Source organism: Tsukamurella sp. PLM1 (assembly GCF_023168325.1).
Lineage (GTDB): Bacteria > Actinomycetota > Actinomycetes > Mycobacteriales > Mycobacteriaceae > Tsukamurella.
The window spans coordinates 2,517,986-2,538,146 of the sequence record NZ_AP025688.1 but is presented as its reverse complement, the minus strand read 5'-3'; the positions used below and the strand labels follow the sequence as shown (position 1 = coordinate 2,538,146).

The 20,161-nt window shown below is 71.8% G+C and carries 14 protein-coding genes and 6 pseudogenes; 6 read left to right on the top strand and 14 right to left on the bottom strand.

From position 1 onward, the window contains the following. Positions 1-2 precede the first annotated feature (2 nt). The 8 genes and pseudogenes from MTP03_RS13095 to MTP03_RS13060 form a co-directional block, all read right to left on the bottom strand. The gene (locus tag MTP03_RS13095) at positions 3-623 is read right to left on the bottom strand and encodes a nitroreductase family deazaflavin-dependent oxidoreductase (RefSeq protein WP_248488666.1); all 621 of its coding nucleotides are present in this window, start codon (positions 621-623) and stop codon (positions 3-5) included. Positions 624-884: 261 nt separating this feature from the next. Then, positions 885-3,538: pseudogene (locus MTP03_RS13090) on the bottom strand (fumarate reductase/succinate dehydrogenase flavoprotein subunit); the annotation flags it as partial. 15 nt (positions 3,539-3,553) lie between these two features. Continuing rightward, a complete protein-coding gene (locus tag MTP03_RS13085; protein WP_248488665.1) occupies positions 3,554-4,306 on the bottom strand; it encodes an ABC transporter ATP-binding protein in 753 nt (250 codons plus the stop codon). Beyond that, positions 4,303-5,205 carry an ABC transporter permease gene (locus tag MTP03_RS13080; protein WP_371820971.1) on the bottom strand — a complete coding sequence of 301 codons (903 nt, stop codon included), beginning with the start codon at positions 5,203-5,205 and terminating at the stop codon, positions 4,303-4,305. The genes MTP03_RS13085 and MTP03_RS13080 overlap by 4 nt, the downstream gene beginning before the upstream one ends. After that, entirely contained in the window at positions 5,138-6,478 is a 1,341-nt protein-coding gene (locus MTP03_RS13075) for an ABC transporter substrate-binding protein (protein ID WP_248488664.1), read from the bottom strand. The genes MTP03_RS13080 and MTP03_RS13075 overlap by 68 nt, the downstream gene beginning before the upstream one ends. 28 nt (positions 6,479-6,506) lie before the next feature. Further along, positions 6,507-6,734, bottom strand: a complete 228-nt coding sequence (locus tag MTP03_RS13070; RefSeq protein WP_068520690.1) for a ferredoxin family protein — start codon at positions 6,732-6,734, stop codon at positions 6,507-6,509. A gap of 24 nt (positions 6,735-6,758) precedes the next feature. Beyond that, complete coding sequence (locus tag MTP03_RS13065) at positions 6,759-7,484, bottom strand: GntR family transcriptional regulator (protein WP_248488663.1); 726 nt, start codon at positions 7,482-7,484, stop codon at positions 6,759-6,761. 229 nt (positions 7,485-7,713) lie between these two features. Next, positions 7,714-8,598 carry a helix-turn-helix domain-containing GNAT family N-acetyltransferase gene (locus MTP03_RS13060; RefSeq protein WP_248488662.1) on the bottom strand — a complete coding sequence of 295 codons (885 nt, stop codon included), beginning with the start codon at positions 8,596-8,598 and terminating at the stop codon, positions 7,714-7,716. Between the two features lie 106 nt (positions 8,599-8,704). On the opposite strand from MTP03_RS13060, the gene MTP03_RS13055 reads away from it, so the two are divergent. Continuing rightward, positions 8,705-10,234, top strand: a complete 1,530-nt coding sequence (locus MTP03_RS13055; protein ID WP_248488661.1) for an AMP-binding protein — start codon at positions 8,705-8,707, stop codon at positions 10,232-10,234. A gap of 4 nt (positions 10,235-10,238) precedes the next feature. Here MTP03_RS13055 and MTP03_RS13050 read toward each other — a convergent pair whose 3' ends face one another. Next, a complete protein-coding gene (locus MTP03_RS13050) occupies positions 10,239-10,688 on the bottom strand; it encodes a MarR family winged helix-turn-helix transcriptional regulator (protein ID WP_248488660.1) in 450 nt (149 codons plus the stop codon). A gap of 127 nt (positions 10,689-10,815) precedes the next feature. On the opposite strand from MTP03_RS13050, the pseudogene MTP03_RS23785 reads away from it, so the two are divergent. Next, positions 10,816-12,047, top strand: a pseudogene (locus tag MTP03_RS23785) (acyl-CoA dehydrogenase family protein). Between the two features lie 82 nt (positions 12,048-12,129). Here MTP03_RS23785 and MTP03_RS13035 read toward each other — a convergent pair. After that, a pseudogene (locus MTP03_RS13035) lies at positions 12,130-12,691 on the bottom strand (LysM peptidoglycan-binding domain-containing protein). A gap of 126 nt (positions 12,692-12,817) precedes the next feature. Between MTP03_RS13035 and trxA the strand changes: the two are divergent. Then, positions 12,818-13,186 carry a thioredoxin gene (trxA, locus tag MTP03_RS13030; RefSeq protein ID WP_248488659.1) on the top strand — a complete coding sequence of 123 codons (369 nt, stop codon included), beginning with the start codon at positions 12,818-12,820 and terminating at the stop codon, positions 13,184-13,186. Here the strand turns inward: trxA and MTP03_RS13025 are convergent. From MTP03_RS13025 to MTP03_RS13015, 4 genes and pseudogenes are all read right to left on the bottom strand, one after another. After that, complete coding sequence (locus tag MTP03_RS13025) at positions 13,155-14,063, bottom strand: lycopene cyclase family protein (protein ID WP_248488658.1); 909 nt, start codon at positions 14,061-14,063, stop codon at positions 13,155-13,157. The two genes, trxA and MTP03_RS13025, sit on opposite strands and share 32 nt — an antisense overlap. A gap of 154 nt (positions 14,064-14,217) precedes the next feature. Further along, positions 14,218-14,373, bottom strand: a complete 156-nt coding sequence (locus tag MTP03_RS23140) for a response regulator transcription factor (RefSeq protein WP_305852760.1) — start codon at positions 14,371-14,373, stop codon at positions 14,218-14,220. 137 nt (positions 14,374-14,510) lie between these two features. Then, positions 14,511-14,846, bottom strand: a pseudogene (locus MTP03_RS23135) (response regulator transcription factor); the annotation flags it as partial. Then, positions 14,843-15,955, bottom strand: coding sequence for a sensor histidine kinase (locus MTP03_RS13015; RefSeq protein WP_248488656.1), 1,113 nt, complete (start codon positions 15,953-15,955; stop codon positions 14,843-14,845). The pseudogene MTP03_RS23135 and the gene MTP03_RS13015, both read right to left, overlap by 4 nt. A gap of 175 nt (positions 15,956-16,130) precedes the next feature. Between MTP03_RS13015 and MTP03_RS13010 the strand changes: the two genes are divergently transcribed. From MTP03_RS13010 to pyk, 3 genes and pseudogenes are all read left to right on the top strand, one after another. Next, positions 16,131-17,636, top strand: a complete 1,506-nt coding sequence (locus tag MTP03_RS13010) for a glycosyltransferase family 39 protein (protein WP_248488655.1) — start codon at positions 16,131-16,133, stop codon at positions 17,634-17,636. After that, positions 17,615-18,674, top strand: a pseudogene (lgt, locus tag MTP03_RS13005) (prolipoprotein diacylglyceryl transferase). Before MTP03_RS13010 ends, lgt begins: the two are co-directional and overlap by 22 nt. 10 nt (positions 18,675-18,684) lie before the next feature. After that, positions 18,685-20,104 (top strand): annotated as a pseudogene (pyk, locus tag MTP03_RS13000) (pyruvate kinase). Positions 20,105-20,161 lie beyond the last annotated feature (57 nt).

Genomic DNA, 20,161 nt, shown 5'->3' with positions numbered 1-20,161 from the left:
GCTCACCCGCCGCGAGGGCCAGGTCCGCTCACGGCGACCGGCACGGCCTCACGGTGCGCAGGGCGCGTGCCGATGAGCTCATGGTTCTCGCGATCGCCCACGACGAACAGCGTGCCACCGTGGAGCCAAGCACGGTGGAGTTCGTGAATCCTCTCCCTGGTGGGCAGCCCTGTGCGATGGAAGGCGTTCTCCGCGTAGTCGAAGGGGCCGACCCGTCCGCAGAACGCGGCGTCCGCGAGTCTGCGTTCGGTGTCATCCCGCGGGTCGCGCGCCCTCCCGACAACGGTACCCCGGCGGAATCGGAGCGTGACTGACGGGTTGGCGCGGATGTTCTTGGCCCACAGCGCCTGTTCGCCACCGATCGACACGAAGAACACTTGCGGACCGACCTGGTACGCGCGAACGAAGGTGCTCCGGGGACGGCCCGAACGACGTCCGATCGTTGTGAGCTCGACGACACCGTCGGGCATTCGCAGGGCGAACCAGGGCCCGTGCACCAGTTTGAGCACGCGGGTGATGACGCGTTTCGCGTGAGGGGAACTCACCGTGCCGAGGCGGCGGAACCTCTCCGGGGTGTACTCGCCGTTCGAATACGCCAGCGGGCGCGGATCATCTCGGGTCATCGACGGTCTCCCAGTGAGGACTGCTGCCCTCGCCATGGTACTGGCATCTGCGCTCCCGCTCTGAGCTCTGCCGGAGCAACCAGCGGTTCTACGAGGCCCGACGTCCTGTGGCGGCGACGGTGAACGTTACAGGCGTCCTCGAGACCGCGAGAGCCGGGCGCTTCGCGGACGTCCCACCGCACCCGCTGATCGTCCGCGGCGCTGACCGCGTGATCCCGGCTGGGACGCGCAGTTCGCGTTCACCTCACCGCGAGGGCAAGCCGCGCGCGCGCGCACGTCCGCGTCGGAATCGTCGAGGGCGGACTCGAGCGCAGCCGCGACCGCAGGCACCGACGGCCAGGTCCGGAGCGCGACGACGGCCGCCTTCCGCACGTCGAGGTGCGGGTCCCGCAGGGCCGGTCCCAGGACGGCCACGGCACCGTCGGGCCCCAGGGCGACGGTGCCGCGTGCCGCGCCCTGCCGCACCTGCCAGGCCGGATCGGCGAGCCCGGCGGAGAGCAGCTCGACGTCGGTCGCATCGCCCAGCGCGCCGAACGCCTCCAAAGCTGCCGCGCGGACCAGCGGGTCGTGGTCGGCCGTCAAGGAGCGCACCGCGTCGACGCCGCCGCGGCCCACGGTCGCCAGGCCCACAGCCGCAGCGATTCGGACCTCGCGGTTCTCATCCCTGGTCGCGGGCACCAGAGTCGCCCAATCGTCGTGCGAGACGAGGCCACTGACGCCGACGACCCGCACGCGGTGGTCGGGATCCGCGGCCAGCGCGGCGAACCGGGCCGGGAGCCCGCCTTCAGCGAGCGCAGCAGGTTCCCCACGGCGGCGCGCACAACGGCGTCCGGCGAATCCAGATACGCGGACAGCCCATCCGCGGACGGCAGCACCTCCACCAGCTCGACCAGGCCGGCGGCGGCGGTACGCCGGACCGCGGCGTCGGCGTCACCGAGCGCGGTGACCAGGAGCGAGGAATCCGTCGGGTGCGCCCTCGATGAGGAAGGCGACCGCACTGCGGCGCACCGTGGTGTCCGGATCGGACAGGAACCGAGAGAGTTCCTCGAGCGATGGCTCCTCCACCGCGAGCAGCTCCCGTAGCCGCGGCGAGACCTCCGGCACGGCGGAGGTCCGGTCGGCGGCCGCGGGCACGGTGCCCACGGGCGCGACCGCCAGCGGGCCCAGGATTTCCACCTCCGCCGACGTCCCCGGGAGGTGGTCGAACTCGTCCACGGCCACGAGGTACGGCGCCACCGGCCGGGTGAGGAACTCCATCTCGCCGTCGGCGCCGAGCCGCAGGTTCAGGTGCCGTCCCCACCGCTCGTCGTCGCGTTCCGGCAGGTCCGGGCGATCGTGGTAGAGGCCCCACCGGGATTCGGTCCGCGCCAGCGAGGCCTTCGCCGCCATCTCGGCGCAGTCCCGGATGAACGAGACCTCCACGCAGCGCATCAGCTCGTGCGGCGTCCGCGCGCCCAACCCGCCGACCTCACTGCGCATCCGCTCGAAGGTCTCGATCGCGATGGTCAGCTTCGGGGCCGTCTTCGGCGGCGCGATGTAGTCGTTCACGAAGCGCCGCAGCTTGTACTCGACCTGGGGCTGCGGCGGACCGTCGGCCTGCGGGCCGCGCCGTAGATCAACTCGTGCGCCGCGGCGATCTGCCCCCCGAGGTCCTCGGGGGCCGGGGCCACCGACCGCGCGTGCCGCACCGCGTCCGCGCCCGCCAGCTCGCCGAAGACGAATGCGCCGATCATGTAGTTGTGCGGCACGCACGCCAGGTCGCCCGCCGCGTACAGCCCCGGCACCGTGGTCCGCGCGTTCTCGTCCACCCACACGCCGGACGCGGAATGCCCACCGCACAGCCCGATCTCGGACACGTGCATCTCGATGTCGTGCGTGCGGTAGTCGTGCCCGCGGCCCGCGTGGAAGGTGCCGCGCGTGGGGCGCTCGGTGGTGTGCAGGATCGACTCCAGCTCGCCGAGCGTCTCATCGGGCAGGTGCGAGACCTTGAGGTAGATCGGCCCGCGTGCCGAGTCGATCTCGGACTTCACCTCGGCGATCATCTGCCCGGACCAGTAGTCGGAGTCCACGAACCGCTCGCCCTGGGCGTTCACCTGGTAGCCGCCGAACGGGTTCGCCACATACGCGCACGCCGGTCCGTTGTAGTCCTTGATCAGCGGGTTGATCTGGAAGCACTCGATGCCGCTGAGCTCCGCGCCCGCGTGGAAGGCCATCGCGTAGCCGTCGCCGGCGTTCGCCGGGTTCTCGTAGGTGCCGTAGAGGTAGCCGGACGCGGGCAGTCCCAGCCGGCCGCAGGGCCCCGTCGCCAACACCACCGCGCCGGCCGCGATCTCGATGAACTCGCCTGTCCGCGTATTGAACGCGACCGCGCCCACGGCCCGCCGGTCGGACCCGCTGCCGGTGGTCAGCACCCGCACCGGCATCACGCGGTTCTCGATCCGGATCCGTTCGCGCATCTTCTTCTGGCGCAGTACCCGGTACAGCGCCTTCTTCACGTCCTTGCCCTCGGGCATCGGCAGTACGTACGAACCCGAGCGGTGCACGCGGCGGACGGCGTACTCGCCGTACTCGTCCTTCTCGAACTTCACGCCGTATCGCTCGAGCCGCTGGATCATCGCGAAACCCCTTGTCGCCGTTTGATACACGGTCCGTTGGTTCACTATGCCGTCGTTGGCGCGGGTGATCTCGGCGACGTAGTCCTCGGGTTCGGCCTTGCCCGGGATGACGGCGTTGTTCACGCCGTCCATGCCCATCGCCAGCGCGCCGGAGTGCCGGACGTGCGACTTGTCGAGCAGGAGCACGTCGGCGCCGGCCTCGGCTGCGGTGAGCGCGGCCATGGTGCCCGCTGTCCCGCCGCCGATCACCAGTACGTCGCAGGTCAGGCGGGTGCGGTCGTCGATCTCGGGGATGTTCATGAGACTCCTCACAGTTCAGCGTTCGGTGAGCGCGTCGACGACTCCGGCCCGCAGGGCGGATGCCGACGGTGCGCGGCGCACGTCGAACGAGGCCCGGACGGGCTCGCCGCGGCGGCCCAGCACGACGATGCGGTCGCCGAGCAGGATCGCCTCGTCCACGTCGTGGGTCACGAAGACGACGGTGGCGGGGTGGGCGTCGAGGGTGCGCAGCAGCAGCCGCTGCATGTCACCGCGGGTCTGCGCGTCGAGCGCGCCGAAGGGCTCGTCCATCAGGACGGCCCGGGGCGCACCGGCGAGCCCACGGGCAAGCTGGACCCGCTGCCGCATTCCGCCCGACAGTTCGCGCGGGAGGTGACGCGCGTAATCCGACAGCCCCACTTCGGCGAGCCACAGTCGCGCGTCGTCGGCCCGACGGTCCCGAGGCACGCCTCGCAGCTGTAGCGCGAGACGGACGTTCCGCTCGACGGTGCGCCACGGGAGCAGCGCATCCTCCTGGAAGACCATGGCGCGGTCGCGATCCGGGCCGGTCACGGGCGCACCGTCGGCGAGGACGACGCCGGCGTCGGCACGGAGCAGCCCGGCGAGGGCGCGCAGCACCGTCGACTTGCCGCAGCCCGACGGGCCCGTCAGGACCAGGCGTTCGCCGGGCTCGACGGTGAGGTCGAGCGCGCGCACAGCGGTCGCGCCCCGGTAGCCGAGGTCGACGGCGTCGAGCTTCAGGCGCAGCCCGTCGCGCTGCGCGGGCGGGCTGACCGCCGGGGCGCTCATCGGTCGCCCCGCGGCAGCCAGCGGGTGACCCGGCGGCCGGCCAGTTCGATGACGGCGGAGGTGAGGAAGCCCAGCACGCCGATCGTCAGCATGCCGACGAAGACCGCGGGGTAGTCGACGAGCGTGTACGACTGCCACGTGCGGTAGCCCACGCCGAGGCGCCCGGAGATCATCTCGGCGGAGACGAGGCAGATCCACGCGACGCCCACACCCACGGAGAGCCCGGAGAAGACGCCGGGGAGCGATCCGGGGAGCACGACCCGCCACAGCACCGCGAGGTCGCCGCCGCCCTGGGTGCGTACGGAGTCCTCCCACACTGTCGGCAGGGCGCGGACGGCGTGCCGCACGCTCACCGCGATGGGGAAGAACGCCGCCGTCGCGGTGATCGCGACCATGCCCGCCTCGGACGACGGGAGCAGCAGGATCATGACGGGAACGAGCGCGATCGCGGGGATGGGACGGGCGATCTCCAACAGGGTCCCGACGGTCAGCTCGGCGGCGCGGGAGCGGCCCAGCGCGACGCCGGCGGCGATGCCGAACACCGCGGCGACTGCGAAGCCCGTGCCGATGCGGATCAGCGACTGTGCGAGGTCCAGCCAGTACTCGCCGGTGCGCACCGACTGAGCGAGCCGCCCGGCGACGGCGCTCGCCGAGGGCAGCGTGTCGAATCGGATCCAACCGAGTGCCACGTGCTGGGTGGTGAGCAGCTGCCAGACGCCGATCGCGGCGGCGACCACCGCGATCCGGACCGGCCAGGCAGGGAGAACAGCCCGGCGGGTGGGGCCGTGGCCGGCCGGCGGAGCGCCGCGGTGGGGAGCGCGTCGAGGGCGGTCACCGTCGGGCCTCCTCGAGGAGGGCGCGGTACTCGACGGGCACCGCGCCGGGGTGCTCCGCGAGATAGCGGTCACGGGCGTCGGGACCCGCGAACGGCACGAAGGTCGCGCCGTCGCGAAGCCACAGCGATTGATCTGCGTACCAGCGGGTTCCGGTGAGCGCGTCGGAGACGTACGCGGCGCGGATCTTCCGGTCGGTCGCTGCGAGCGTACGGATGAGCGTCGTCGCGTCGGGGACGGTCTCGGTGGCGTCGGCACCGTCGAACCAGATCTCGAAGGTCGGCTTCGGTGCGGGCGTGGCGGCGTCGTACTGGAATCCGCCGCGCGCGGCTTGGGCCTGCGCGAGGGGTTCGGGGTCGACGAATCGATCCAGGTCGAGGGGTGCGCCGAACTGCCCGATCGACTGGAGGTACCCGACGTCGCCCTTGAGTGCTCCGATGAGCGGGGCGGTGAGCGTCGGGTTGGGGTCGGTGCCGCCCGGCCCGTTGTACTGGTAGACGACCTCGGCGGGGAGACCGCTGCCCTTCGCGACGTCCTGCGCGGCCTCGAGCGGGTGCTCGCGCTGGAAGTCGGTGGCGTCGAGCTGCGCCTGGAGGAAGGCGCGGACCACGTCCGGGTGCGACGCGGTGTACTTCGCGTTGGCGACCACGCCGTGCAGGGTGGGCGTGTTCAGCTCGCCGCCGTCGTAGAGCAGGCGCGCCTTGCCCTGGCGCACGAGGAGGCCGGGCCAGGCGACGAACTGCGCCAGCGCCTGGACCTGGCCGGATTCGAGCGCACTCGCCCCGACCTGCGGCTGCTGATTCACCACGGTGACGTCGCCGGTGGCGATGCCGGCGCGGCTCAAAGCGGCGACGAGGGTGCCGTGCCCGGCGGACCCGATCGACGCGGAGACTTGCTTGCCGCGCAGGTCCGCCAGGGCGCGCACCGGCGAGCCGGGGGAGACCACGACGGAGTTCAGGGCCCCGCGGCCGCTCGACCCGGTGACCGACAGCATGACGGTCTCGGTATCGGCGCCGGACTGTGCGCGGGATCCGTTGATCAGCAGCGGATAGTCGCCCATCGAACCGATCTGGATCTTGCCGGCGAGCATTCCGCTCGTGATCGGCGCGCCGGTGTCGAAGTCCTGCCAGTCGACGCGGAAGTTCCCGACGGCGGCGAGGCGCTTCTCCAGGAAGCCCTTGGCGCGCAGCAGGGTTCCCGCGGTGACGGTGTTGATGGTCTTGGACTGGTAGCCCACGACGAGGGTCTGGACGGAATCGTCCGCTGCGGGCTCGAGGGAGCAGGAGGCGAGGGCTGCGGCGGCGGCCGGCGCGGCCGCGCGCAGGTCGGGTGGTGTCATGGCTGGGTTCTCCGGTGGGCTGGGCGGGCTATCGCAGGAGGTAGGGCATGTTGACGGTGACGGCGCCGGTCGGGCAGCGCGCGGCGCACGGCCCGCAGTACCAGCACTCGTCGACGTACATGTGGGCGCGGTTGGTGCTCGGGTCGAGTGCGAGCGAGTCGAGGGGGCAGGCCTCGATGCAGATGTTGCAGCCCTCGATGCAGAGGGAGGCGTCGATGGTGACGGGGACGTCGACGCGCTGTTCGACCTGTGCCATGGTGTGTTCCTCCGTGTCGGGACGTCAGTCGCGGTGCAGGGTGCCGCGCAGGGTGATCCGGTCGGATCGCATGCGGATGTACTCGAGGTCCACGGGACGCCCGGTGTCGAGTCCGGTGAGGCGCTCGTAGAGCAGGAGCGGGGAGCCGGTGGCGATCTCCAGGTTCGCCGCGGTGTGCGGGTCGGCCGCGGCCGCGCTGAGGCTGAAGTCGCTGCTGCCCAGCCGGTGCCCGGTGACGGCCTCGATGAGGGGGAAGACGTCCTCGTTCTCGAGATCCTGTTCCAGCAGGAGATCACCGATGTCGGCCACGAGGTAGGTCAGGTCGAGGCTCACGGGCTCGTCGTTGAGGTACCGCAGCCGCTCGAGGTACACGGCCTCGGCGCCGCGCGGGATGCCGAGCTTCTCGGCGACGATCGGGGGCGGCACGAGCCGGCCGGCGGTACGTACGCGGTTGCGCACCTCGCCGTGCAGCGCGAGGGTCTCGCGCAGGCCGCGGAGGCTGTCGAGTCCGTGGTCGACGGTGCGGGCGATCACCTCGGTGCCCACGCGCGGGCCGCGGCGGATCCAGCCCTCGGCGCGCAGGATCGACAGGGCCTCGCGGACGGTGCCCCGGGAGACGGAGAACTGGTCGCCGAGGTCCTCCTCGCCGGGCAGGGTCCCGCGGTAGGTGCCGTCGTGGATCGCCTGGCGCAGGACGTCGGCGACGATGCGCGCGGAGTCGGCGCGGATCGGTCGGTCGGTCGCTGGCATGCGGCAACGATAGGAACTGGTCCGGCCGTCTCGGCGGTCGTCGGATGTGTGCCTCGGCGAAGGACCGGCGAGGGCGCCGCATTCCGCCGGTCGGTGCCCCCGCGCGGGCCTTGTCACCTGGCGTTTCGTGTCGTGGTGCAGCTATTGCGCCACCCGAGGGAGCGAGTCGCGGATTTGAATCTCGGTGATCGACTGGTTCCCGGACACCGCCCCTGGCGGCCGGGCGCCGTCAGAGATCCTTGGCGAACCAGTGCTGCGCGTACGGGTTGTCGTTGTACCGCTCGATCTCGCGGTAGCCGAGCTTCCGATAGAGCGCGATCGCCTCGGTGAGGTTGCCGTTGGTGTCCAGCCGCAGGGTTCGCACGCCCGCGGCGCGGGCACGCTCCTCCAGTTCGGCCATGATCCGCCGGCCGAGACCGAGGCCGCGCACCGAGGGCGCTGTCCAGACCCGCTTGACCTCGGCGAAGCCGCCGTCCTGGAAGGTGAGCGCGCCGCAGCCGACGGTCTCCTCGCGGAGCGTCGCCACGAGCAGCAGGCCCGCGGGCGGCGTGATCGACGGATCTCCGATCGCGCCGCCCACCCCCGGGTCGAACCCGCCGGGAAATCGGTCGGCGAGCTCCGCGTAGTACGACCGGGCCGCGAACCGCGCGGCGGGCGACTGCGCGTCCGCCTCCTCGACCCGCACCAGCGACGCGACGAGCAACCGCTCCACCTCGGCCATTGCCACGACGAGCCGCTCCCGCTGCCCGTCCGAGAGCGGATCGAGCAGCGCGTGCGCCGCGTCCTCGGAGCGGGTTTCGAGTTCGGCGTACTCCGCCGCACCCGCGGCCGTCACCCGCGCGGTCCGGACCCGGCCGTCACCGTCGTCCTGCCCGACGGTGACCAGCCCGTCCGACTCGAGCGCGCGCAGGAGTCGGCTGAGATACCCGGAGTCGAGATCCAGGCGGGTGCGCAGGTCGCGCACGTCCACGCCGCCGTTGGCGCGGCCGATCTCCCAGAGCAGCCGCGCCTGGCCCAGCGGCCGATCCCGCGCGAGGTAGCGGTCCTGCAATACGCCCAGCCGTTGCGTGACCGCCCGGTTGAACCGTCGCACCTGTGCAGCCTGCTCAATCATATTTCTGACTCTAGTCAGATAAATGATACTTCGGCAACGGTGTGCAACCCGGCCCGGTTCATCGAACCGGCCGCGCGAGCCGATGCGACGGCAATAGCCTGGCCGCATGTTCGTGAATCTGGGTGTACGAGACTTCCTGAACCGGGCCGAGATCGTCTACCCCGACCGTGTCGGGATGGTCGATGAGCCGGACCAGCCGGCACCGTCGTGGGGAGAGAAGTCGTACGCCGAGATGGCGGCCCTGGCACGCGGGCAGGCTGCTCGCCTCGACGAACTGGGCGTCCCCGTGGGCGGGCGCGTCGCGATCGTCTCGCAGAACGCCGCACGGCTGCTGACCTCGTTCTTCGGCGTCTCCGGCTGGGGCCGGATCCTCGTCCCGGTCAACTTCCGGCTCGCGCCGGCGGAGGTGCAGTACATCGTGGAGGATTCCGGTGCCGAGGTGCTGCTGCTCGACCCGGAGGTCGAGCACCTCGCCGAGACCGTCACGGCGAAGCGCGTGTTCGTGCTCGGCCGCGACGACGAGCAGATCTTCGGGCCCGCCGGCGCACCGTCGAACCCGCGGCCGTGGGCGGGCGACGAGAACGCCACCGCCACCATCAACTACACCTCAGGTACCACCGCCCGGCCGAAGGGCGTGCAGCTCACGCATCGGAACCTGTGGCTCAACGCGACCGTGTTCGCCATGCACGTGGCGCTCACCGACAACGACGTGCTGCTGCACACCTTGCCCATGTTCCACGCGAACGGGTGGGGAATGCCGTTCGCCGCCACGGGGATCGGGATCAAGCACGTGGTCCTCCGGAAGGTCGACGGTGCCGAGATCCTCCGCCGGGTGCGCGACCACGGGGTCACCGTGATGTGCGCGGCGCCCGCGGTGGTGACCGCGGCGCTCGACGCCGCCGCGGAGTGGGACGGCCCGATCCCGGGCGCGGGCACGGTGCGGATCATCGTGGCCGGCGCCCCGCCGCCCACCCGCGTGATCCATCGCGTGCGGTTCGAATTGGGCTGGGAGTTCATCCAGATCTACGGTCTCACCGAGACCTCGCCGCTGCTCACGGTCAACCGGGAGCGCGCCGAGTGGGCCGGCGACGATCCGATGGATATCGCGCGCCGCCTCGGCCGCGCCGGCACGCCCGCGCTCGGCGTGGAGCTGACGATCGACGAGGACGGCGAGATCCTCGCCCGCACCAACCACGCGCTGCAGGCGTACTGGAACAAGCCGGCCGAGACGGCCGCGGCGCTCGAGGGCGACTGGTTCCACACCGGCGACCGCGGTACCTACTCCGGCGGCTATCTCACGATCGCGGACCGGAAGAAGGACGTCATCATCTCCGGCGGCGAGAACGTGACGTCCATCGAGGTCGAGGACGCGCTCAACCTCCACCCCTCGGTGCGCGAGGTGGCCGTGATCGGCATCCCCGACGAGAAGTGGGGCGAGCTCGTCACCGCGATCGTGGTCGCCGACGGCGTCACCGCCGAGGAGCTGATCGCCCATACCCGCGAGCACCTGGCCGGCTACAAGTGCCCGAAGCGGGTCGACTTCGTCGACGCCCTGCCGCGCACCGCCACCGGCAAGATCCAGAAGTTCGTGCTCCGCGCCCCGTTCTGGGAGGGCCGTGAGCGGGCGGTGAACTGACCGCTCAGGCGTGCCAGGCCGGGTCGCCGACGTTCTCGATCATCCGCTGCAACGTGCGGATCGTGGTGATGAACTCCGCGTCGGTGACGCCGTCGCGGATCCGCGCCAGCGCGGCGCGGATGTCGGGCCACGTCTCGTCGCGCCGCTGCGCGCCCTGCGGGCTGAGCGCGAGGGCACCGTCGGACTCGGTGAGCAGGCCGGTCGCGACGAGCGCGAGCACGTCGGGGCGGAGCGCGTCGTCGGTGTCGACGAAGCCGCGGTGGTACTCGACCACCTCGTCGAGAGTGACCCCGTCCGGCCGGGCGGCGATGTAGTTGAGCGTCCACCACTGGGGCTGGGTGAGGCCGTGGCTTTCGAGGGTGGCGCGGATGAACGTGACGGCGGACCGTCCGGTCATGCTGGCCCAGTAGCCGATCGGTTGCGCGAGGATGCGGTCGTCCGTGTAGGTCTCCATGCGGGGAACGCTATTACCTCAACAAAGCTTCGGGTCAAGGCCCGATTTCGGGGTCCGGTCACCGTCGGGCGGGCGGAGTGGGACCATGGGGCCAACGATAGAACACGTTCTACATAGGAGGATGCCCGTGTTCGAGTGGTCCGAGGAAGACCTGATGGTGCGTGATGCCCTGCGGGCGTTCATCGACAAGGAGGTCCGCCCGCACGTCGACGAGTTGGAGACCGGCGCCCTGCCGCCGTACGACATCACGCGGAAGATGTTGCAGACCTTCGGGATCGACCAGGTCAACCGCGAGAACCTCGAGGCCGAGCTGGCCGCAGAGGAGGCGGGGACAAGCCCAAGGCTTCGGGTGGTGGAGGTTCCAGCACCTTGTCTTCCTCGATGTTCCTCATCCTCAACGTCGAGATGGCGGGCGTCAGCCTCGGCCTCATCGGCTCGATGGGCGTGTCGATGGGGCTGACGGTGTCCACGATCAAGTCCCGCGGCACGCTCGCGCAGAAGAAGCGCTGGCTGCCGGAGCTGGTGACGATGGAGAAGGTGGGCGCGTGGGCGATCACCGAGCCCGACAGCGGCTCCGACGCCCTGGGCGGCATGAAGACGACGGTGCGCCGCGACGGCTCCGGCGGATACATCCTCAAGGGGCAGAAGACCTTCATCACCAACGGCCCGCACGCGGATACGATCGTCGTCTTCGCCAAGCTCGACGAGGGCGACGGTACGCCGATCCGCGACCGCAAGGTGCTCACCTTCGTGCTGGACACGGGTATGGAGGGGCTGACGCAGGGTAGGGCCTTCAAGAAGATGGGCATGATGAGCTCGCCCACCGGCGAGCTGTTCTTCGACGATGTGCGCCTCGGCCCGGATCGGCTGCTCGGCGAGACCGAGGAGACGCCCGGTGGCGGCGGGGCGTCGGCGAAGGCGGGCTTCACCGCCGAGCGCATCGGCATCGCGGCGCTCGCGCTCGGCATCATCAACGAGGCGCAGCGGCTGTCGATCGACTACGCCCGCTCGCGCACGCTGTGGGGACAGGAGATCGGCAAGTTCCAGCTCATCCAGCTCAAGCTGGCCGAGATGGAGGTCGCGCGGATCAACGTGCAGAACATGCTGTTCACGGCGATCGAGGCGTCCCGTGCGGGCAAGCCGCCGACGCTGGCGCAGGCCTCGGCCATGAAGCTCTACAGCTCGCGCGCAGCGACGGAGGTGGCGATGGAGGCCGTGCAGCTCTTCGGCGGCAACGGCTACATGGCGGAGTACCGGGTGGAGCAGCTGGCCCGCGACGCCAAGTCGCTGATGATCTACGCGGGCAGCAACGAGATCCAGGTGACGCACATCGCGAAGGGCCTGCTCCGCGGCGAGTAGCCGCGCCCCGCACGTCCGTGAGACAGGACCGGCCGGCCTCGCGTGAACGAAGCCGGCCGGTTCGCGTCTCCGCGTCGGTGGGTCAGGGGATGGTGATGACCTGGCCGACGTTGATCAGGTCCGGGTTCGCGATGCCGTTGAGCTGCGCGATCTCGGTGTAGCGGTTGCCGTCGCCCAGGTACTGCTCGGCGATGGCCCACAGGGTGTCGCCCGAGGCGACGGTGTGGGTGCGCGGCGCGGGAGCGGCCGGCGCCTCGGCGGCGACGGGCTCGGCCCGGAGCGGCTTCACGGGCCGGCGCCGGGGCGTCGGTGGCGGTGTTGCTGGCCCACTTGTCGGCGTCGCAGGCGTAGACGACCAGGTTGCGGTCGTCCTGCAGCACGATCCGGTCGGCGCCACTGCCCTCGGTGTGCGTCGACCAGACGCCCTCGCCGGCGCCGGTGTAGAGAACGAAGTTGCCGTCGGTCTGGAAGTTCGCCCGCTCGACACCCTTGCCCTCGGTGCCGCTGGCCCACACCACAGTGCCGGCGCCCTCGGTGAGCACGAGGTTGCCATCGCCCTGCAGGGTCAGCGTGTAGCCGCCGTTGAGAGAGTCGAGCGTCTCCCCCAGGCCGAGCTGGTTACCTGCGCGAAGCACGTCGGTCATGTGTATCCCCTTAGTAGATGTACTCGGTGTACATGCGCGCGCCGCGCGCCCGAGACGACAATAGCGATCCCATCCGACATTTCGGCGAATGGGAATCATGCAGTCGGCAAAATCGTTGGAGGAGGTATGGCGACAGTTGAATTGACCGCAGACAAGTTCGATCAGACCGTGACCGGCAACGACATCGTGCTGGTGGACTTCTGGGCGTCCTGGTGCGGGCCCTGCCGGGCATTCGCGCCGACGTTTGAGAAGGCATCCGATACGCATACGGACGTGGTGTTCGCGAAGGTCGATACCGAGGCGGAGCAGAGCCTCGCCGCGGCGGCCAACATCCGATCGATCCCCACGCTCATGGTGTTCAAGAAGGGCAACCTGGTCTACAACGAGGCCGGCGCGCTGCCGCCCGCGGCCCTCGAGGACCTCATCAGTCAGGCCAAGGCGCTGGAGATCGATCAGGCCGACTTCAGCGGCGCCGGCGAGAAGTCGGCGGAGTAACCGCCCGCGCCAGGCGCCGGCGCAGCCCCCACGGCGCCGCCGCGAACGCCGCAGCCATCGCTGCGGCGTTCGCCGTCGTTCCGGAACACGGCGCGAGGAACGCGCGGACGTGGCGGTCGTCGAGCCCGAAGAAGGTCTCGAAGAAGGTGCGTTGCTCGGCGGGGTTCATCCCCAGCAGCGCGCGCAGCGCGGCGGCGCGCAGCCGGTGCGCGGCCACGGCGTCCACGCTCACCGGATTGCGGCCGCCGCGCAACGCGGTCACGGCGACATCCGCGAACGCCAGCGACCCCGCGACCGAGTATCCCGTCGCCGGGTGCAGCGTGGTGCCGCGCACACCCACTCCGCACCACCCGGGACCGCGTCGCGGCCCTGCGGTGAGCAGCGGGAAGTCCACCCGCTCGTCCAGGTCGCCCGTTTCGACCCCGCGGTGCGCCAGCCGGTTGCGTAGGCGCGCCTCCAGCGCGTCGACGGTGACCGCCGGCGCCCCGGCCAGGCACGTCTCCTCCAGCAGCACCGCGTCGTCGGACACCCGCACGGCGTAGAGGAACGAGGCCGGTGCTCGGTCGGGTACGCCGGGCGCGGGACGCCAATCCATCCACAACTCCTCGTGCGCCCCGGCCGGGACCAGGACCCCTGCGGCCGTCTGCCGGGGAACGGACGCCGGGGTCGACGGTGCCGGCCCCGCGCGTCGATCACGAACGCGGCGCCGTGCCCGTCCCGGTCCGCGCGGTCGGTCCGGACGTCCACTCCGTCGAGAGGCATCGCGTCCTGCAGGGCGTCGACGTCGAGCATCGCGTACTCCCGCCGCAGATCGTGCCGGGTCCGCACGACGACCTGCGGCGACGACACGGCCGCGACCGCCGCGCGCGGAAGCCACACCGGCAGCTCATCGGCCCAGAGCCCGAAGGTGCGCCGCCATCGCGCGTCCGGCGCGGGATCGAACGCCCGCACCCGGAGCCCGGACGCCGCCGCGCGATGGGCGATCGCACGTCCCGCCGGGCCGAGGCCCAACACGACGAGGTCCGGCGTGTTCACAGTGCCGCTCCGAGCAGCGCCAGCTGGGTCCGGTTCGCGCAGTCGAGACGGGTCATCAGGGCCGAGACATAGCCCTTGACCGTGGACTCCGCGAGGTGCAGCCGCGCCGAGATCTCGGCGTTGGACGCGCCGGTCGCGAGCTCGCGCAACACATCCTGTTCGCGAGCCGGGAGCTCCTCGATCCGCGGATCGTGCTTCCGGGCGCCGTCGCCCGCGAGCCGTACCAGTCGGCCGAGGGCGTCGGGGAGAGTAGGGAGCCACCCGCCGCCGCGGTACGCACGGCCGACGCCAGCAGCGCCGGCTCGGCGGTCTTCACGACGAAGCCGGCCGCGCCCGCGGCCAGCCCGTCCACCAGCACCGCATCGGTGTCCAGGGTGGTGATCAGGACGACCGCGACCGGCGGGTCGAGCTCGCGGAGTGCGCGGGTCGCGACGATCCCGTCGACGCCGGGCATCCGGACGTCGAGGAGGGCGACGTCGGGCTGATGCGCGATGGCGCCCTCGACAGCCGCCGCGCCGTCGGCCGCCGTCGCCACCACGTCGAGGCCGGTTTCCGAGGACAGCATCGCGCGGAGATATTCGCGCACGATCGGATCGTCGTCGGCCACGAGCACACGCACCGTCATCGTGCGACCGCCGGGAACTCGGCCTGCACTGTCCAACCACCGTCGGCCGAGGGGCCGTGCCGGAGTGTGCCGCCCACGAGCGCGGTGCGCGCGGCGAGCCCGCGGAGGCCCGTCCCGCTCCCGGTCGCGGCGAGGACGGGGTCGGCGGGCGCGGACGGGTTGTGCACGAGCAGGCCGTGGTCGGTCACCTCGACGTCGACGGGTGCGCCCGCGGCGTGCTTGCGCGCGTTCGCGAGGCCCTCCTCGAGCACGCGGGTCAGACAGTCGGCCGTCGCGCGGGGGAGCGGCGCCGAGGCGGATCCGGTCAGGGTCACGCGCTGGCCCGCGTCGCGGGCCCGGTCCACCGCTGCGGTGATCGTGCCTTCGAGAGCGCCCGGCGCGACCACGCCGCCGGTCGCGAGCGGGGCCGACGGCGCCTCGGCGGTCTGCAGCCCGACGACGACCCGTCGGAGGTCGGCGAGGGCGGCCTGCGCGTCCGATTCGATCCCCGGCTGGTCCGCCGCGCGGGCGACCAGCACGATCCGGGTCAATCGCGAGGTCGCGAGGTCGTGCAATTGGGCGGCGAGTGCGAGCCGCTCATCGGCCCGGGCCTGCCGCGCCGCCAACGCGCGCCGTTCCCGCTGGGCGACGCGCAGCCGCATCCCGAGGCCCACGGTCGTGCCGCCGAGCATCGGCGCGAGCGAACCGAGCGCGCCCCACACCGAGTGCGAGGACGCCCCCACCGTCGCCGCGAAGACCGCGAACGGGACGAAGGCGATCGCCGCCTCGACGCGGTTTCGCACGGTCTGCGCCGCGGCCGAGGAGACGAGGGAGGCCGCCACCGCGACCCAGAAGGCCGCGCCCGACGCCGTCGCCTCTGCCCAGGGGCCGAGCACGAGGTAGCAGCCCGCCGCCGCGACGACGGGCGCCGCGACCACGGGGCGCACGAACGCCGGCGCCGCGGACGCGGCGAGCATCGCCGCCGCGCCCAGCCAGAGGCCGGCGCCCCGCAGCGTGGGGAACAGTGCGATCACCAGCGCGACGGTGCCGGCCGCCGACACCGCGAGCAGCGTCGCGTGGGCGGCGCGGGAGCGGGGACCGGGTTCGAAGGGGCTGGACTCGGGCGGCATGCAGTCATCGTAGGGACGCGCGGGACGCGCCCGGTACCGACTTCCGTCGGTCGCCGGCCGGCCCTTCGTCGGTCGACGGTCCGCCGAACGCCGCTACCGGCTCTGCGCCCCGTCCGCGACCGTCGTAGCCATGACATCCCAGGTCGCCGCCTCACCATCCACCCGGTCCACGGATATGAGCGGGGCACCGCCGCCGCCCGTCGCGCGGCGGCACCTCGCCCTCATCGGCTCCGCCGTGCTCGTCGTGATGCTGCTCGGCAGCCGCAACTACGGCTACTTCTTCGACGAGGCGTACTTCGTCGTCGCGGGGCGGGAGCACCCCGCTGCCGGCTACTTCGACCAGCCGCCGCTGGTGCCGCTGCTCGCCGCCGGACTCGATCACCTGGCGCACGGGAACCTCGTCGTGCTGCGGCTGCCCGCGACGCTCGCCGTCGTGGCCAACACCCTGCTGACCGGCCTCCTCGCCCGCGAGCTGGGCGGGCGCGCCGGGGCGCAGGCCTTCGCCGCGGCGGCGGTCGCGATGTCGCTGGTGAGCTCCGTCGGGCACTGGCTCGCGACGTACTCGCTCGACCCGCTGTGGTGGACGGTGATCCTGTACCTGCTGGTCCGCTGGGTGCGCACTCGCGCCGACCGGCTGCTGCTCCTCGCCGGCGCGGTGACCGCGCTGTCGCTGCTCACCAAGTTCCTCGTGCCCGCGCTGTGGGTCGCGGTCGCCGTCGGCGCCCTCGCGTGCGGTCCGCGGCGGCTGCTCACCCGGCCCGCCCTGTGGGCCGGCGCCGCCCTCGCCGTCGTCGCCGTCGCGCCCACGCTCTGGTGGCAGGCGGGGCACGACTGGGCCTACACGCGGATGGGTGCCGTCGTCCGGGCCGAGTGGCCCGGCGGCACCGGGTTCGCGCTCGTCGGGCTGTTCGGCGCGGGCCTGCTGATCGGGCTGCCGCTGCTCCTGGCCGGGGTCGTCGCACTGCTGCGCTCGCGCGACCTGCGCCCGTACCGCTTCCTCGGCGTCGCGCTGGTGCTGGTCGTCGCCGCGATCGTGCTCACCCACGGCCGCGCCTATTACCTGGCGTCGGTGTACGCCCTGCCGATGGCCGCGGGCGCCGTCGTCGCCGAAGGGTGGCTCGCGCGCCGCGGACGCCGGCCCACGGCGTCCTCCGCGCGATCGCGGTCCTCGCGCTACTCGGCTCCGCCGCCAGCTGGATCGCGGCCTCGCCGGTGTGGACGCCCGCGATGGCCGAGTGGATCGGGACGCCGCTGCGCGCGCCCGCCACCATGCTCGTCGACGGCGACACCCTGCTGCAGAAGCTGTCCGGGACGGTCGTCGCCGCCTACCGGACCCTCCCGCCCGCGGAGCGCGACGGCACCGTCATCGTCGCCGAGAGCTACCCCTTCGCCGCCGCCGTCGACTTCTTCGGCCGCGACGAGGGCCTGCCCCGCGCGTACAGCGGGCACCGCGCGTACTACTACTTCGGCCGCCCGCCGGCCGACGCCCGCGCGGTGCTCTGGATCGGCGACCCGTCGCCCGTGCTCGACGGGGCCTTCGAGCACCGTCGGGCCGTGTCGGCGCCCGGGGAGACCGGTGATCCCGTCGTACACCTCTACACGGGGCGAACCGTCGCCTGGCCCGAGCTGTGGGAGCGGCTGCGCTCGCAGTGACGCCCCGTGTCGGCGGTCAGTAGGGTGACGGGCGTGATCCTCGCGAGCATCCCGAGTCCCGCGCAGGGCGTCTGGCACCTCGGGCCCGTCCCGATCCGTGCGTACGCGCTGTGCATCATCGTCGGCATCGTCGTCGCCTGCTGGTGGGGCGACCGCCGCTGGGTGGCCCGCGGCGGCAAGCCCGGCCAGGTCCTCGACGTGGCGGTGTGGGCCGTCCCGTTCGGCCTCATCGGCGGTCGGCTCTACCACGTGCTCACCGACTTCAGTACCTACTTCGGCGAGAACGGGCGCGGCCTCGCCGCGGTCTTCCGGATGTGGGACGGCGGCCTCGGGATCTGGGGCGCCGTCGCACTCGGCGGCGTCGGCGCGGCGATCGGCTGCCGCCAGATGGGGATCAAGCTCGGGCCCTTCGCCGACGCGATCGCGCCCGCGATCATCGTCGCGCAGGCCATCGGCCGACTCGGGAACTGGTTCAACCAGGAGCTGTACGGCGGGCTCCACCACACTGCCGTGGGGCCTGCAGATCTTCGAGCGCGCCAACGACGTGGGCCAGCGCGGCCCGGACGTGCTCGACGGGCACAGTACGGGCGTGGTCCTGGCGACCGTCCAGCCCACATTCCTCTACGAACTCGTCTGGAACCTGCTGGTCGCGGCGTTCCTGGTGATCGTCGACCGCAGGTTCCGGATCGGCCACGGCCGCCTGTTCGCGCTCTACGTGGCCGGCTACTGCCTGGGCCGGTTCTTCATCGAGCTCATGCGCGACGACCACGCGACCCTGATCCTCGGCGTGCGGATCAACGTGTTCACGGCGGCGATCGTGTTCGCGGGCGCGCTCGCGTACTTCTTCCTGGCGGCGAAGGGGCGCGAGGAGACGGTGCTCACCGGGGCACCGGAGGTGGCTGCGCCGGGAGAGCCCGACGAGGCGGCTGCGCCGTTGGACGAGGCACCGTCGGACGCGGAGACCGGGGCCGAGGAGCCGGACGCCACCGAGGAGGAGGCTGATGTTCGCCAGATGGATACCCGCGGGTTAGCAGGAGAGTCCACAGAGCGGAATGCGGGGGACTAACGTGGACGCGGTGACTCGTCGAACAAAGATCGTCTGCACCCTGGGCCCCGCCGTCGGAACCGACGAGAAGGTGCTCGCCCTCGTCGAGGAGGGCATGGACGTCGCCCGACTCAATTTCAGCCATGGTGAGCACGCCGACCACGCGGTGAACTACGACCGGGTGCGTGCCGCGTCGAACAAGACCGGGCGGGCGGTCGGGATCCTGGCGGACCTGCAGGGTCCGAAGATCCGGTTGGGTCGGTTCGCCGGCGACGGCCGCACCGTCTGGGAGACGGGTGAGACGGTGCGGATCACCGTCGAGGACGTCACCGGCACCCACGACCGCGTCTCCACCACCTACAAGGAGCTGGCGCAGGACGCCCAGCCGGGCGATCGGCTCCTCGTCGACGACGGCAAGGTCGGGCTGCGCGTGGTCTCCGTCGACGGCGACGACGTGGTGTGCGAGGTCACCGAGGGCGGTCCGGTCTCGAACAACAAGGGCGTCTCGCTGCCCGGGATGAACGTCTCGGTCCCGGCGCTGTCCGACAAGGACATCGAGGACCTCGAGTTCGCGCTGGAGCTCGGTGTGGACTTCATCGCCCTGTCGTTCGTGCGGTCCCCGGCCGACATCGAGCGGGTGCACGCGGTCATGGACCGCGTCGGCCGGCGGGTGCCGGTGATCGCCAAACTGGAGAAGCCCGAGGCGATCGACAACCTCGAAGCGGTGATCCTGGCGTTCGACGCGGTGATGGTCGCCCGCGGGGACCTCGGGGTGGAGCTGCCGCTCGAGGAGGTGCCGCTGGTGCAGAAGCGGGCCATCCAGATCGCCCGGGAGAACGCCAAGCCGGTGATCGTGGCCACGCAGATGCTCGAGTCGATGATCGAGAACAGTCGCCCCACCCGCGCCGAGGCCTCCGATGTCGCCAACGCCGTCCTCGACGGCGCCGACGCGGTGATGCTCTCCGGCGAGGTCTCGGTGGGCAAGTACCCGATCGAGACCGTCCGCACCATGGCCAAGATCGTGCAGGCGGTGGAGGACGGCGGACCGTCGGTCCCGCCGCTGAACCACGTGCCCCGCACCAAGCGCGGCATCATCTCCTACGCGGCCCGCGACATCGGCGAACGCCTCAACGCCAAGGCGCTGGTCGCGTTCACGCAGTCGGGTGACACCGTGCGCCGCCTCGCTCGCCTGCACACCCGCCTGCCGCTGCTGGCGTTCACGCCGCTGCCGGAGGTGCGTAGCCAACTCGCACTGTCCTGGGGCACTGAGACCTTCCTCGTCGACGGGGCCGACAGCACCGACGCGATGATCAAGCAGGTGGACCAGTCGCTCGAGGGCATCGGCCGCTATTCCAAGGGCGATCAGGTGGTCATCGTGGCCGGCGCGCCCCGGGACCATCGGTTCGACCAACCTCATCCAGGTGCACCGGATCGGCGAGGACGACCACTAGGTCGTGGCGGGCGGCTCGGTGGCCTTCCCCGAGCCGCTCGGGCGGCTTCAGTACGCT